The organism is Caballeronia zhejiangensis (assembly GCF_022879815.1).
GTDB lineage: Bacteria > Pseudomonadota > Gammaproteobacteria > Burkholderiales > Burkholderiaceae > Caballeronia > Caballeronia zhejiangensis.
Genome location: NZ_CP084283.1, coordinates 859,297 through 872,267, shown reverse-complemented (window position 1 = coordinate 872,267; position 12,971 = coordinate 859,297). Strand labels below are relative to the sequence as shown.

The 12,971-nt window shown below is 63.1% G+C and carries 15 protein-coding genes; 11 read left to right on the top strand and 4 right to left on the bottom strand.

Annotated elements, in window-relative coordinates; genetic code table 11:
• Positions 1-191 precede the first annotated feature (191 nt).
• Positions 192-1,463, top strand: coding sequence for a polyhydroxyalkanoate depolymerase (locus LDZ23_RS04125; RefSeq protein WP_008350671.1), 1,272 nt, complete (start codon positions 192-194; stop codon positions 1,461-1,463).
• A gap of 109 nt (positions 1,464-1,572) precedes the next feature.
• Here the strand turns inward: LDZ23_RS04125 and LDZ23_RS04120 are convergent, their stop codons facing one another.
• Positions 1,573-2,205 (bottom strand): TetR/AcrR family transcriptional regulator, encoded by a 633-nt coding sequence (locus tag LDZ23_RS04120; RefSeq protein WP_008350673.1) that lies wholly within the window; start codon positions 2,203-2,205, stop codon positions 1,573-1,575.
• Between the two features lie 379 nt (positions 2,206-2,584).
• Here LDZ23_RS04120 and rsxB point away from each other — a divergent pair, with 379 nt between their 5' ends.
• From rsxB to LDZ23_RS04105, 3 genes are all read left to right on the top strand, one after another.
• Complete coding sequence (gene rsxB, locus LDZ23_RS04115) at positions 2,585-3,430, top strand: electron transport complex subunit RsxB (protein ID WP_244807843.1); 846 nt, start codon at positions 2,585-2,587, stop codon at positions 3,428-3,430.
• A gap of 16 nt (positions 3,431-3,446) precedes the next feature.
• Positions 3,447-4,091 (top strand): endonuclease III, encoded by a 645-nt coding sequence (gene nth, locus LDZ23_RS04110; protein WP_008350681.1) that lies wholly within the window; start codon positions 3,447-3,449, stop codon positions 4,089-4,091.
• A gap of 75 nt (positions 4,092-4,166) precedes the next feature.
• Positions 4,167-4,598: a DUF1841 family protein gene (locus LDZ23_RS04105; protein WP_008350683.1), complete on the top strand. Its 432-nt coding sequence runs from the start codon at positions 4,167-4,169 to the stop codon at positions 4,596-4,598.
• Between the two features lie 81 nt (positions 4,599-4,679).
• Here the strand turns inward: LDZ23_RS04105 and LDZ23_RS04100 are convergent, their stop codons facing one another.
• Entirely contained in the window at positions 4,680-5,060 is a 381-nt protein-coding gene (locus LDZ23_RS04100) for a c-type cytochrome (RefSeq protein WP_008350685.1), read from the bottom strand.
• A gap of 40 nt (positions 5,061-5,100) precedes the next feature.
• Positions 5,101-5,466 (bottom strand): c-type cytochrome, encoded by a 366-nt coding sequence (locus LDZ23_RS04095; protein WP_008350687.1) that lies wholly within the window; start codon positions 5,464-5,466, stop codon positions 5,101-5,103.
• A gap of 398 nt (positions 5,467-5,864) precedes the next feature.
• Between LDZ23_RS04095 and LDZ23_RS04090 the strand changes: the two genes are divergently transcribed.
• From LDZ23_RS04090 to LDZ23_RS04060, 7 genes are all read left to right on the top strand, one after another.
• Positions 5,865-6,707 carry an AAA family ATPase gene (locus LDZ23_RS04090; protein ID WP_244807842.1) on the top strand — a complete coding sequence of 281 codons (843 nt, stop codon included), beginning with the start codon at positions 5,865-5,867 and terminating at the stop codon, positions 6,705-6,707.
• A 7-nt stretch (positions 6,708-6,714) separates the two neighbouring features.
• Positions 6,715-7,305, top strand: coding sequence for a GNAT family N-acetyltransferase (locus tag LDZ23_RS04085; protein ID WP_008350692.1), 591 nt, complete (start codon positions 6,715-6,717; stop codon positions 7,303-7,305).
• 19 nt (positions 7,306-7,324) lie between these two features.
• Entirely contained in the window at positions 7,325-8,500 is a 1,176-nt protein-coding gene (locus tag LDZ23_RS04080; RefSeq protein ID WP_008350694.1) for a vWA domain-containing protein, read from the top strand.
• Positions 8,501-8,513: 13 nt separating this feature from the next.
• Complete coding sequence (locus tag LDZ23_RS04075; RefSeq protein ID WP_034471259.1) at positions 8,514-9,710, top strand: benzoate/H(+) symporter BenE family transporter; 1,197 nt, start codon at positions 8,514-8,516, stop codon at positions 9,708-9,710.
• Between the two features lie 72 nt (positions 9,711-9,782).
• Complete coding sequence (locus LDZ23_RS04070; RefSeq protein WP_244807841.1) at positions 9,783-10,031, top strand: energy transducer TonB; 249 nt, start codon at positions 9,783-9,785, stop codon at positions 10,029-10,031.
• Between the two features lie 238 nt (positions 10,032-10,269).
• Positions 10,270-11,223 (top strand): transaldolase, encoded by a 954-nt coding sequence (tal, locus tag LDZ23_RS04065; protein WP_008350701.1) that lies wholly within the window; start codon positions 10,270-10,272, stop codon positions 11,221-11,223.
• Between the two features lie 176 nt (positions 11,224-11,399).
• Positions 11,400-11,828, top strand: coding sequence for a VOC family protein (locus tag LDZ23_RS04060; protein WP_008350703.1), 429 nt, complete (start codon positions 11,400-11,402; stop codon positions 11,826-11,828).
• 12 nt (positions 11,829-11,840) lie between these two features.
• Here the strand turns inward: LDZ23_RS04060 and LDZ23_RS04055 are convergent, their stop codons facing one another.
• Positions 11,841-12,947 (bottom strand): FUSC family protein, encoded by a 1,107-nt coding sequence (locus tag LDZ23_RS04055; protein ID WP_244807840.1) that lies wholly within the window; start codon positions 12,945-12,947, stop codon positions 11,841-11,843.
• Positions 12,948-12,971 lie beyond the last annotated feature (24 nt).

The window sequence follows — 12,971 nt, the reverse complement described above, 5'->3', positions numbered from 1 at the left end:
TTCCCGCGTCGATAACGCGCAGGTGGCAACGCGAAAGGGCACGCGAAGCATCGCAGGAAGTCAGTGCCCCGGCAGCAAGGCGACAGCCCGCCGCGCCGCCGGGGATCTTCGAAAGCCGTTGAAGTTCGTCGCCGGAAGCATTGCCGGGATCAACGGGCGTACCGGTTTCCACCGGAGTTACTGGGGCAACCATGCTCTATCAAATTCACGAATTCCAACGCGCCATGCTGTCTCCCCTCACAGCATGGGCCCAGGCAGCATCGAAATCCTTCGTCAACCCGGCCAGTCCGCTCGCCTATGTGCCGGGTTCGAGCCGTCTCGCCGCAGGCTACGAACTGCTCTACCGGCTGGGCAAGGACTATGAGAAGCCGGAGTTCAATCTTCATCAGATCGTCAAGGACGGTCACAACATTCCGATCGTCGAGCAGACGGTGATCGAGAAGCCGTTCTGCCGCCTCCTGCGCTTCAAGCGCTTCGCGGACGACAGCGCAACCGTCACCAAGCTGAAGAACGAGCCGATCGTGCTCGTGTGCGCGCCGCTCTCGGGCCACCATTCGACGCTTTTGCGCGATACGGTCAAAACGCTCTTGCAGGACCACAAGGTGTACATCACCGACTGGATCGACGCGCGCATGGTCCCGACCGAGAACGGCCCGTTCCATCTGGACGATTATGTCGAGTACATCCAGGAGTTCATCCGTCATATCGGCGCGAAGGACCTGCACGTCATTTCGGTGTGCCAGCCGACCGTGCCGGTGCTCGCCGCCATTTCGCTGATGGCGAGCCGCGGCGAAGACACGCCGCGCACGATGACGATGATGGGCGGCCCGATCGACGCGCGCCGCAGCCCGACCTCCGTCAATTCGCTCGCGAACGAGCACTCGTATGAGTGGTTCGAGAACAACGTCATCTACACGGTGCCGGCGAACTATCCCGGCGTCGGGCGCAAGGTCTATCCGGGCTTCCTGCAGCACGCGGGCTTCGTCGCGATGAATCCCGAGCGCCATCTCACGGCCCATTGGGACTTCTATCAAAATCTGCTGCGCGGCGACGATGAGGACGCCGAGCAACATCGCCGTTTCTACGACGAATACAACGCCGTGCTCGACATGGCCGCCGAGTACTACCTCGAAACGATCCGCATCGTGTTCCAGGAATTCCGGCTCGCCGAAGGCACATGGGAAGTCAACGACGAGCTCGTGCGTCCGCAGGACATCAAGCACACGGCGCTTTTCACGATCGAAGGCGAACTCGACGACATCTCCGGCAGCGGCCAGACCCGCGCCGCCCACGATCTGTGCACCGGCATTCCGGAGAAGCACAAGCGCCATTTCACGGCGGAAAAGGCCGGCCACTACGGCATTTTTTCGGGCCGCCGCTGGCGCACGATGGTGTATCCGCAATTGCGCGAGTTCATTCTCGAGCACGACAAGACGCCGAAGACCGAAGCCGTTCCGGCCTAAGGTACGAGCGGTACGAACGCACGAACGCGCCGGTACCGATTCCATCGCGGCAAACAAAAACGTCGCGCCTTGCAAAGGGCGCGACGTTTTTTCTTCCGACCGCGTCGATTCAGCGGCGCGTCAAAAAGGCCAGCAGCAACTCGGTATTCATCCGCACGATCTGCTCGCGCTGCGCCTGCTCGCTGAAATCGAGCCCGAAAGTCGCTTCCAGCGTGAAGCGATTCGAAACGATGTAATAACCGAGTCCCGACAGGATGATGTAGAACTTGAGCGGATCGACGTCGGTGCGAAACAGTCCGGCTTTCTGACCGCGATCGAGAATGGCCGTGAGCGTCGCGACGATCGGCGAAATGAGCTCGCGTATTCGATTCGATCCTTTGATATATCTCGCCTCGTGCAAATTCTCGTTGTTGATGAGGCGCAGCAACTCCGGATGATCCCGGTAGTAATCCCAGACGAAATGCGCGAGACGCGTCATCGCTTCGATAGGCGCAATGCCGTCGAGTTCGAGCGTGCGTTCCGCTTCGACGAGCGCCGATAGCGCATGTTCGAGCACGGCGGTGAATAACTGCTCTTTGCTACCGAAGTAGTAATAGAGCATGCGCTCATTGGTCTCCGCCCGACGCGCAATCTGATCGACACGGGCGCCGAACAAGCCACCGGCCGCGAACTCTTCTGCGGCGGCAAGCAAAATACGGCGCCGGGTGCCTTCAGGATCTCTTTTGATTTTCGGCTGATTCATGGTGGCATGACTCGGGAGCCGCGTTGCCGGATTAGCGTCACGCGGCCCGCATTGGGTACATGACGTGAACGGGCGCTGCCCAGGGTTATTGGGAAACACCGTCCTGCGGTCAAACGGAAAAGCGCTTCGATTATGCGCACATCGAAAGGACGTTGGCAATTGGGAGTAGAAGCCATTCGGCACGACTGTTGACGACTTCGGCGATAATGTCGATCAAAGCCGAGCGTGCGCCCGCGAAACGGGACGCGCGCCGAACAGGCAGCGTGCCCGTCGTCGTGGACGCCGAAGCGTTCTCTTCGCATCCGAAGCGCACCGCGCGATTCCAAACGCGATCTTCGCCCACGCTGCGCCAGTCCCCAAGGCATCATCGCAATTCCTCGTGACCGCAACCTTTTCCAAGACGCTCGCCGAGCGCATCGAAGACCTGCTGCCGCAGACGCAATGCACCAAGTGCGGCTACCCGGCCTGCCGGCCCTACGCCGACGCCATCGCCGCGGGCGAGGCGAGCTATAACCGGTGCCCGCCGGGTGGCGCCGAAGGTGTCGCGCGTCTCGCCGCGCTGCTGGGCGCGCCCGATATACCGCTCGATACGACGCATGGCGTCGAGCGCGCACGGCCCGTCGCGGTGATCGACGAGAACGTGTGCATCGGCTGCACGCTGTGCATGCAGGCGTGTCCGGTCGATGCGATCGTCGGCGCCGCGAAGCAGATGCACACGGTCATCGCCGAACTGTGCACGGGTTGCGATCTGTGCGTGCCGCCCTGCCCCGTCGATTGCATCGCGATGGTGCCCGTGACCGGCGATCGCACCGGCTGGGACGCGTGGAGTCAGGAACAAGCCGATGCTGCGCGCGCCCGGCACGACCGTCGCGTGGCACGTCTGGAGCGCGAGCGCGCCGAGGCGCAGGCACGCGCGAGCGCGCGTCAGGCCGCGCGGGCGGCGCAAACAGCGCAAACAGCGCAAGCGACGCAGGCCACGCACGAAGCGCAGCCCGCGAGCGACGATCCGGAAGCGAAGAAACGCGCGATCATCCAGGCCGCGCTGGAGCGCGCGCGCAAGAAGAAAGAAGAGATGGCGAAGCTCGGCGCCGGTCCCAAGAACACGGCTCACGTGAGCGCGGCCGTGCAGGCGCAGATCGACGAAGCGGAAGCGCGCCGCCGCCGTCTTGGCATTACGGACGACGCAAACGCGTCCCATCCCGATAAAGGCGATAAACCCGCGTAAGAACGGACATCGAATCATGAACGCCACGAAGCGCCGCGCGATCTACGAGACCTTGCAGAGCCTGAATCCGCACCCGGTGACCGAGCTCGAATACACGACGCCGTTCGAACTGCTGATCGCCGTAATGCTCTCCGCGCAGGCCACCGACGTCTCCGTGAACAAGGCGATGCGCAAGATGTTTCCCGTCGCCAACACGCCGGCAACGGTGCTCGCGCTCGGCGAGGAAGGCGTAGCGGAATACATCCGCACGATCGGGCTGTATCGCACGAAGGCGAAGAACGTGATCGCGACGTGCCGCATGCTCGTCGAGCAGCACGGCGGCGAGGTGCCGGACAATCGCGAGGCGCTGGAAGCGCTGCCGGGCGTCGGCCGCAAGACCGCGAACGTCGTGCTGAACATCGCGTTCGGGCAGCCGTCTATCGCCGTCGATACGCACATCTTTCGCGTCGCGAATCGCACCGGGCTCGCGCCGGGCAAGGACGTGCGCGCCGTCGAAACCGCGCTCGAGAAATTCACGCCGAAGGAATTTCTGCACGACGCGCATCACTGGCTGATCCTGCATGGACGCTATGTCTGCAAGGCGCGCGTGCCGGAATGCTGGCATTGCGCGATCGAGCCGCTCTGCGAATATCGGCCGAAGACGCCCGCGCCCGTCGAATGAAGAGGGTTTGGGCAGAACCTGCGCATCGCGGTCTACAATAGCGGATTCAGAAACCCGCAATCGAATCAATACGTTATGTTCAACCCCAGCCGCGACGAAGTTCGCCAGTTCTTCACCGAAACGTGGCGCAAGGAGCGCGCCGGCGAGATTCTGACGCCGCTCGAAAGCATGGCCGCCGACTGGATCGGCGAGCATCCGGAATATCACGACGCGCTCGTGAACCCCGAATCGCGCGAAGCCGATTACTCGCCCGATCGCGGTCAGACGAACCCGTTTCTGCATCTGTCGATGCATCTCGCGATCAGCGAGCAGCTTTCGATCGATCAGCCGCCGGGCATCCGCCGCGCGCACGACAGGCTCGTCGCACGCCTCGGCTCGCCGCACGACGCGCAGCACGCGATCATGGATTGCCTCGGCCAGATCATCTGGGAAGCGCAGCGCTCCGGCACCCCGCCCGACACCGACGCCTATCTCGCGCTGATCGAGCGCCGTGCTTCGCGCGACTAAGCATCGAAACCGGACGCATCAAGCAAAACACCCCGCTTCGAGCGGGGTGTTTCGTTGTGCGGATTGCGTGAGAAATCGCGCTTACTTCTTCAGCACGAGACTGCCATCGAGCGATTCGATGTATGCCGCGAGATCCTTCAGATCGCTCTGCGACAGGTTCTGCACCTGCGCCGCCATGATGGCGTTGTTGCGTCCGAAGTTCGGGTTGTTGCCGCCGATCTGATACTGCCGCAGCGCCCAGTAGATGTACGTCGCGTGCTGACCCGCGAGACGCGGATACTCGCCGCTCACCGGCTTGTTCAGACCGGGACCGTGACAGGCCGCGCAGTTGTGGCTGTCGGAAAGCGCCTTGCCGTTTGCGACATCGGCTGCGTGCGCGCTGCCGAACGCCGTCATGCCGATGAGCGCCGCTGCGGCGCTCGCTGCCTTGAAGCTTGAGTGAAGTGCCTTGGACGGCTTCATGAATTCTCCTTCCCGTTGTCGCTTTGCGTTCACGCGCGGATCACTTGTCGGGATTGTTCTTCGATTGGGGAGTCTGCGCAGCGTAGTACGCGGCGATATCGGCGATATCCTGATCCGACAGCGTCGTCGCGATGGCGCGCATCGTGTCGAAATGACGGTCGCCCTTCTTGTAGGCATGCAGCGCATTGGCGATGTACTGCGCGTTCTGGCCACCCAGCATCGGCACTTCGTACACCTCGGGGTACGCGGTGCGATAGCCGGGGATGCCGTGGCAGCCGATGCACATCGCAACCTTGCCCTCTGCGGCCTTCGCGTTGCCGACGACGTCGGCCGACGCCTCACTCGCGAAGCCGGCGAGACCGGACAGCGCTGCAATCACGGCACATTTGCCGACGAAATTGTTCATAGCTCTTCTAACCTGGCTTGAGGGGAAATCCGGCGCTCACAAGGCCGCGGCCCGCGCCGAGCGCAATACAACCTTCTCGGGACTGTTTGCTGTTGCAGGGTCTGTCGCCACGCAGGCCAAAAAAATCGCGCTAATTGTACCGCGCGACCTACCCTCCGTCCACACGCGAACCGCGCCGAAGCCCTGCTGACAAGGGGAATCGGCTGAAAAGCAGCCGTTTGCCCTGCGACAATTCGTCCCTGTACACGCGATGAACCCGCTTGCGCGCACGCTTCACCCGCGCTCGGGCATGCAGCGTCGACCTGCCGATAAAGCGGCTCAAACGATACCGGGCGCGCCTCAATGCGGAAAGGTCTTCTGACTTATACTGGGATTTTTTTGCCAACCGGATCTTCGTCATGCGTTTCGAAGGCTCATCGCAATACGTCGCAACCGACGATCTCAAGCTCGCGGTGAACGCCGCGATGGCGCTGCAACGGCCGCTGCTCATCAAGGGCGAACCGGGAACCGGCAAGACCATGCTCGCTGAGGAAGTTGCGGGAGCACTCGGCATGCCGCTTCTGCAGTGGCACATCAAATCGACGACGAAAGCCCAGCAAGGCCTGTACGAATACGACGCCGTCTCGCGCCTGCGCGATTCGCAGCTCGGCGACGAGCGCGTGAAGGACATCCGCAATTACATCGTCAAGGGCGTGCTGTGGCAGGCGTTCGAGTCGGACCAGCAGAGCGTGCTGCTCATCGACGAGATCGACAAGGCGGACATCGAATTTCCGAACGACTTGCTGCGCGAACTCGATCGCATGGAGTTCTACGTCTACGAGACGCGCGAGCTCGTGAAAGCGAAGCACCGGCCGCTCGTCATCATCACGTCGAATAACGAGAAGGAGTTGCCTGACGCGTTCCTGCGCCGCTGCTTCTTCCACTACATCAAGTTCCCGGACGCGGAGACGATGAAGGCCATCGTCGAGGTGCATTTTCCGAACATCAAGCAGGATCTGCTCGCCGCGGCGATGCAGAGCTTCTTCGAGCTGCGCCAGGTCTCGGGCCTGAAGAAGAAGCCGTCGACGTCCGAACTGCTCGACTGGCTCAAGCTGCTCCTGGCCGAAGACATTCCGCCCGAGGCGCTGCGCTCGTCGGATCAGAAACAGATCGTGCCGCCGCTGCACGGCGCGTTGCTCAAGAACGAACAGGACGTCGCGCTCTTCGAGCGGCTGCTGTTCATGAACCGCAACCATCGCTGATAACGACATGAGCCGCTGGATCGAACCCGTCACGCTGCAAGGCGAACACGTCAGGCTCGTGCCGCTCACGCCCGAGCACGAGCAGGCCCTCACGGCCGCTGCGAGCGATGGCCAATTGTGGAAGCTCTGGTACACCTTCGTGCCGCCGCCCGACAAGACGCGCGCCTATATCGACACCGCGCTCGACATGCGCGACCGCTCGGGCGCGCATCCGTTCGCGGTGATCGATGCGAAGAGCGGCGACATCGTCGGATCGACGCGTTACTTCAACGTCGACGAAGCGAATCGTCGGCTGGAGATCGGGCATACGTGGTATGCGAAGCGCGTGCAGAAGACCGCGCTCAACACCGAAGCCAAACTGCTGCTGCTCACGCACGCCTTCGACAGGCTCGATGCCATCGCCGTCGAATTCCGGACGCATTTCATGAACCACGCGTCGCGCACGGCGATCGCGCGGCTCGGCGCGAAGCAGGACGGCATTCTGCGCAATCATCAGGTCGGCAAGGACGGCGTGTTGCGCGACACCGTCGTGTTTTCGATCATCCGCTCGGAATGGCCGGCGGTGCGCGCCAATCTGAATTTCCGGCTCGAACGTTAAGCACGATGGAGCGCGCGCCATGCTGATCGACTTCTTCTACTCGCTGCGCGACGCGAAGCTGCCCGTTTCGGTGAAGGAATATCTGACCTTGCTCGAAGGGCTGAAGGCGCAGGTCATTTCGCCGTCGCTCGACGAGTTCTATTTCCTCGCCCGCATGACGCTCGTGAAGGACGAGAAGTACTTCGACAAGTTCGATCGCGCGTTCGGCGCGTATTTCCACGGGCTGACGCAGCTTCCCGACGAAGTCTTCGACATTCCGCTCGATTGGCTCAGGAAGCGGCTCGAACGCGAATTCACGGCGGAAGAGAAGAAGCGCATCGAGGCGCTCGGCGGCCTCGACAAACTCATGGAACGCCTGAAGGAACTGATGGACGAGCAGAAGGAGCGTCACGAAGGCGGCAACAAATGGATCGGCACGGGCGGCACGTCGCCCTTCGGGCATGGCGGCTACAACCCGGAAGGCATTCGCATCGGCGGGGAATCGGCGGGGAACCGCACCGCCGTGAAAGTGTGGGACGAGCGCGCGTACAAGGATTACGACGATCAGGTCGAAATCGGCACGCGCAACATCAAGGTCGCGCTGCGGCGCTTGCGGCGCTTCGCGCGCGAAGGCGCGAACGAAGAGCTCGATCTGCCCGGCACGATCCGCAGCACCGCCGCCAACGCCGGCTGGCTCGATCTCAAGATGGTGCCCGAGCGCCACAACAACGTGAAAGTGCTGATGCTGCTCGACGTCGGCGGCTCGATGGACGATCACATCAAGCGCGTCGAAGAGTTGTTCTCGGCGGCGAAGGCCGAGTTCAAGCATCTCGAGTTCTACTACTTCCACAACTGCGTGTACGACTATCTGTGGAAGAACAACCGCCGCCGTCACACCGAGCGCACGCCGACCTTCGACGTGCTGCACAGGTTCACGCCGGACTACAAGCTGATCTTCGTCGGCGACGCCACCATGAGTCCCTACGAAGTGCTGCAGCCGGGCGGCTCCGTCGAATACAACAATGCCGAGGCCGGCGCGGTGTGGTTGCGCCGTCTCGCGGATCAATTCCCGCATCACGCATGGCTCAATCCCGAGCCCGAGCGGCTATGGGAATATCGCCAGTCGATCTCCGCGATCCGCAACGTGCTCGGCAATCGCATGTATCCGCTGACGATGGCCGGCCTCGAAACCGCCATGCGCGCCCTGTCGAAGTAATCGAGACACCCGAATGAAAGCTTCCGCTCCGGCGCCCGCCGCGCCGCGTTTCCTCTTTGATACGTCGCTCTCCACGATCGTCGCCGGTTTCGTCGCGATGATGACCGGCTACACCAGTTCGCTCGTCCTGATGTTCCAGGCGGGCCAGGCCGCGCATTTGTCCGATGCGCAGATTTCCTCGTGGATCTGGGCGCTCTCGATGGGCATGGCGGTCTGCACGATCGGCCTGTCGCTGCGCTATCGCGCGCCGATCGTCGTCGCATGGTCGACGCCGGGCGCGGCGCTGCTCGTCTCGTCGCTGCCGAACGTCGCCTACGCCGATGCGATCGGCGCGTTCATCGTCTGCGCGGTGCTCTTGACCGCCGTCGGCCTGACCGGCTGGTTCGACACGCTGATGAAGCGCATTCCGTCGGGCATCGCCGCCGCGCTGCTCGCGGGCATCCTGTTCGAGATCGGCATCGAGATTTTTCGCGCCGCCGAGCATCGCACCTCGCTCGTCATCGTGATGTTTTTCACATATCTCGCCGGCAAGCGCTTCCTGCCGCGCTACGCGATCCCGGCGACGCTCGTCGTCGGCATCGCGGTCGCGGGCGCGCTCGGGCTGCTCGACTTTTCGCGCTTTCATGTGGCGCTCGCGCATCCCGTCTTCACGATGCCCGCGTTCTCGATCGCCTCGGCGATCAGCATCGGCATTCCGCTTTTCGTCGTCGCGATGGCCTCGCAAAACGTGCCAGGCATCGCCGTGTTGCGCGCCGATGGCTACACGACGCCTTCCGCCCCGCTCATCTCGACGACCGGCCTCGCGTCGCTCGTGCTCGCGCCGTTCGGCTCGCACGGCGTGAATCTCGCCGCCATCACCGCCGCGATCTGCACCGGCCGCGAGGCGCACGAGAATCGCGACAAGCGCTACACGGCGGCCGTCTGGTGCGGCGTGTTCTATCTGCTCGCGGGCACGTTCGGCGCGACCATCGCGGCGCTGTTCGCGGCGTTTCCGAAGGAGCTCGTCGTGTCGGTGGCGGCGCTCGCCCTCTTCGGCTCGATCATGAGCGGCCTCGCCAACGCGATGCAGGACGCGCGTCAACGCGAGCCCGCGCTCGTCACGTTCATGGTGACGGCGTCGGGCCTCACGCTGCTGTCGATCGGCTCCGCGTTCTGGGGCTTGATCGCGGGCGTTGTGACGCATGTCGTGCTCAATGCCAGACGCGCCTGACGCAGCCTACAATGGCGGAATCGGCCCCGATTTCCGGCCGATGCTTCCGCAATCGTTTTTGGCATTTCCGTCATGGCTTTGATCGACAGACTGCTGGCGCGCTCCACGCCGCCTGGCACCGCACCGAAGCGCAAGACGATCGTGCGCGTGCTGCTCGACGACGCCGGGCACGTCCAGGACGTCGTCCCGAAGATGAACTGCGGCGATCCGGCGAAAGACGCGCACGCGCTCGACGAAGTGCGCAAAATGCGCTTCGCGCGCGGCCAGTTGGGCTCGGGCACGGTGCGGCGCTGGCACGAGCTCGCTTACGCGGCCGATTGAACGCGACTGAACGCGCTTGAACGCGATTGAACGCGCGAGGCGGCGCGCCGGTCGAATTCCGGCACGCCGCGTGCGTGCGCGCACGGTATCAGCGCGTTCGCCGCGCTCGGGACTAGAATGGGAAAATGAATTCAGGGGCGCGCCGCGCGAACGAAGTCGCCGCGCGGCGTCGCAATCATGGGCAATCCGCGGGTTGTTTTCCGCAATTTGACAAGACGCCACGCGTCTGAGACTCGACATGACATCCGCTCTCGACCAGCTCAAGCAATACACGACCGTCGTCGCCGACACGGGCGACTTCCAGCAATTCATCGCATTCAAGCCGCAGGACGCGACGACCAATCCGTCGCTGATCCTGAAGGCCGTCCAGAAGGACGACTACAAGCCGCTGCTCGAAAAGACCGTCAAGGAGCACGCGAAGAAGCCGATGCCGCAGATCATCGACAATCTGCTCGTCGCGTTCGGCACCGAGATTCTCAAGATCATTCCGGGCCGCGTGTCCACCGAAGTCGACGCGCGCTTGTCGTTCGACACGAAAGCGTCCATCGACAAGGCGCACGACATCATCAAGCTGTACGAGAACGCGGGCATCAGTCGCGATCGCGTGCTGATCAAGCTGGCGTCGACGTGGGAAGGCATCCGCGCGGCCGAAGTGCTGCAGAAGGAAGGCATTCACTGCAACATGACGCTGCTCTTCTCGCTCGCGCAAGCGGTCGCGTGCGCCGAAGCGGGCGCGCAGCTTATTTCGCCGTTCGTCGGCCGCATCTACGACTGGTACAAGAAGTCGGCCGGCGCGGAATGGGACGAAGTGAAAAACGGCGGCGCGAACGATCCGGGCGTGCAGTCGGTGCGCCGCATCTACTCGTACTACAAGAAGTTCGGCTACAAGACGGAAGTCATGGGCGCGAGCTTCCGCACGGTGAGTCAGATCACCGAACTGGCGGGCTGCGACCTGCTCACGATCAGCCCCGATCTGCTGAAGAAACTCGCCGACAGCAACGAAAAGGTCGAGCGCAAGCTCTCGCCGGAGAGCGTGAAGAACGAGAACGTGGAGAAGATCGCCGTCGACGAGCCGACGTTCCGCTTCCTCGTCAACGACGACGCCATGGCGACCGAAAAGCTCGCGGAAGGCATCCGCGCTTTCGCCGCCGATGCGATCAAGCTCGAAAAGCTGATCACCGCGCTGCAATAAGCGCGCTGAAAACAGAACCGCGAATCGCGCCGGATCACTGGTGCGATTTGCGGTTTTTTCCATTTCGCTGCTTCTTGACGTAATTTGACCGTTTCCGAGTCGACGTAGGACGCCGTTGCAATAGACTTTCGGGCTCTGGCGGCATGTCCGCTTTATATGCACGGAGTCATTCGGTCATGCAACTGGATACCTATATCTTCTACAACGGCGACTGCGCCGAGGCGCTCGAACTCTATCAGGCCGCGTTCGGGGCGCAGATCGCCGCGCTGGTGCGCTTCCGCGATGCGCCGGACGGCGGCAACGCCCCGCCCGACTGGGCAGACAAGATCATGCATGCGGTATTCTGCGTCGGCCCGAACGCGATTCTGGTGTCCGACGGCCGCTATGGTCAGCCGCGCAAGGACTATTCGGGCTTCACGCTGTCGATCGCCGCGGACGACGCGCAATCCGGCGAGCGCATCTTCAACATGCTTGCCGAAGGCGGCAACGTGCTCACGCCGTGGCAATCCACGTTCTGGACACAAGGCTTCGGCATGCTGACGGATCGTTTCGGCGTGCCCTGGCTCATCAACGTGGTGCACGAAGCCGAAGTGCAGGCAGCCTGAGCATTCACTGCTTCATGGATTGAGCGGCCGCGCCCCTTCGATATTCCACTGCCGCTCGATTTCCGACAGCCGCATCCGCAAGCGATCCACCTGCTCGACGAAACGCATCGCGAGCCAGTGCATGCCCTGCGTCGTCGCGTTCTCGTCGGCGGCGGCGTTCGATTGCGGCGCGCCCGACGCATCCATCGCGCGATACAGCAAACCGACGCGCCCGAAGCGCAGCGCGCGCGCCATCTGCAGGAGCTGTCCGCGCACCGCGTGTTCGCCCGGCGAGCACGCAATCGCAAAACGGCTGGGCGTTGCGCCCGAGACTTCCGGCATCGACGTCACGAGCATTTCCAGCGCCGCGAGAATCGAGCGATGCAGGCGCTGGATCTCTTCCAGCCGCGCCATCGGCACATCGGTTTCCTTCGCGACCGACTCCATCAGCGCGCGCGCCTGCACGAGCCGCTGGCTCATCGCATACATGCGGCGCGCCGTGTCCTCGGCGACGAGCGGCGTGCCATCCAATAAAGCGCCGTAGATCCTCGCGCATTCGCGCAGATTGTCCGCGAGACGGTAGCGCCACGAATACGTCGCGTATTGCGGCAGCACGAACGAGAACGCGAGCGCGATCACGACGCCGATCATCACATTGGCCGTGCGCCACAAACCCGTGGAAAGCGGCAAGTCGCCGTGCCCGGAAACGATGACCATCGTGATCGCCGTGAGCAGCGCGACATAGCCCGGCTTGCCGATGGCGTAATACGCGCAGCCGCCCGCGACCAGGCACATCAGCACGAAGAACACCATCTGCGAGCCGGTCAGCGTCTCCGCGAGAATCAGCACGAGGCCGAAGCCCGCGCCGAGCGTCGTGCCGATGGCGCGTTCGGCGGCCTTCTTGCGGATGTTGCCGTAGTGCTGCAGCCCGCCGATCACGACGAGCACCGACACCGTCGCCCAGATGCCGTGCGGCACGTCGACGCCCGTCGTGACGGCGATCGACATCGCCACGGCAAGGCCGACGCGCAGCCCGTGGATCAGGTTCGCGTGCCGGTATCGGAAGTACGGCGACGTGACCCAGTGAACGAGGCGTGAGAGACGGCCGCGCCTGATTGACGTCGATGTCGGAGAAAGCATGGTTCGCTCACACGAAGGCTGTCC

What these genes read in the sequence shown, in the direction of transcription:
- LDZ23_RS04080 (WP_008350694.1), top strand. Translation starts at nt 7,325, where the DNA reads ATGCTGATCGACTTCTTCTACTCGCTGCGCGACGCGAAGCTGCCCGTT.
- tal (WP_008350701.1), top strand. Translation starts at nt 10,270, where the DNA reads ATGACATCCGCTCTCGACCAGCTCAAGCAATACACGACCGTCGTCGCC.
- LDZ23_RS04070 (WP_244807841.1), top strand. Translation starts at nt 9,783, where the DNA reads ATGGCTTTGATCGACAGACTGCTGGCGCGCTCCACGCCGCCTGGCACC.
- nth (WP_008350681.1), top strand. Translation starts at nt 3,447, where the DNA reads ATGAACGCCACGAAGCGCCGCGCGATCTACGAGACCTTGCAGAGCCTG.
- LDZ23_RS04055 (WP_244807840.1), bottom strand. Translation starts at nt 12,947, where the DNA reads ATGCTTTCTCCGACATCGACGTCAATCAGGCGCGGCCGTCTCTCACGC.
- LDZ23_RS04090 (WP_244807842.1), top strand. Translation starts at nt 5,865, where the DNA reads ATGCGTTTCGAAGGCTCATCGCAATACGTCGCAACCGACGATCTCAAG.
- LDZ23_RS04085 (WP_008350692.1), top strand. Translation starts at nt 6,715, where the DNA reads ATGAGCCGCTGGATCGAACCCGTCACGCTGCAAGGCGAACACGTCAGG.
- LDZ23_RS04105 (WP_008350683.1), top strand. Translation starts at nt 4,167, where the DNA reads ATGTTCAACCCCAGCCGCGACGAAGTTCGCCAGTTCTTCACCGAAACG.
- LDZ23_RS04075 (WP_034471259.1), top strand. Translation starts at nt 8,514, where the DNA reads ATGAAAGCTTCCGCTCCGGCGCCCGCCGCGCCGCGTTTCCTCTTTGAT.
- LDZ23_RS04060 (WP_008350703.1), top strand. Translation starts at nt 11,400, where the DNA reads ATGCAACTGGATACCTATATCTTCTACAACGGCGACTGCGCCGAGGCG.
- LDZ23_RS04100 (WP_008350685.1), bottom strand. Translation starts at nt 5,060, where the DNA reads ATGAAGCCGTCCAAGGCACTTCACTCAAGCTTCAAGGCAGCGAGCGCC.
- LDZ23_RS04095 (WP_008350687.1), bottom strand. Translation starts at nt 5,466, where the DNA reads ATGAACAATTTCGTCGGCAAATGTGCCGTGATTGCAGCGCTGTCCGGT.
- LDZ23_RS04120 (WP_008350673.1), bottom strand. Translation starts at nt 2,205, where the DNA reads ATGAATCAGCCGAAAATCAAAAGAGATCCTGAAGGCACCCGGCGCCGT.
- LDZ23_RS04125 (WP_008350671.1), top strand. Translation starts at nt 192, where the DNA reads ATGCTCTATCAAATTCACGAATTCCAACGCGCCATGCTGTCTCCCCTC.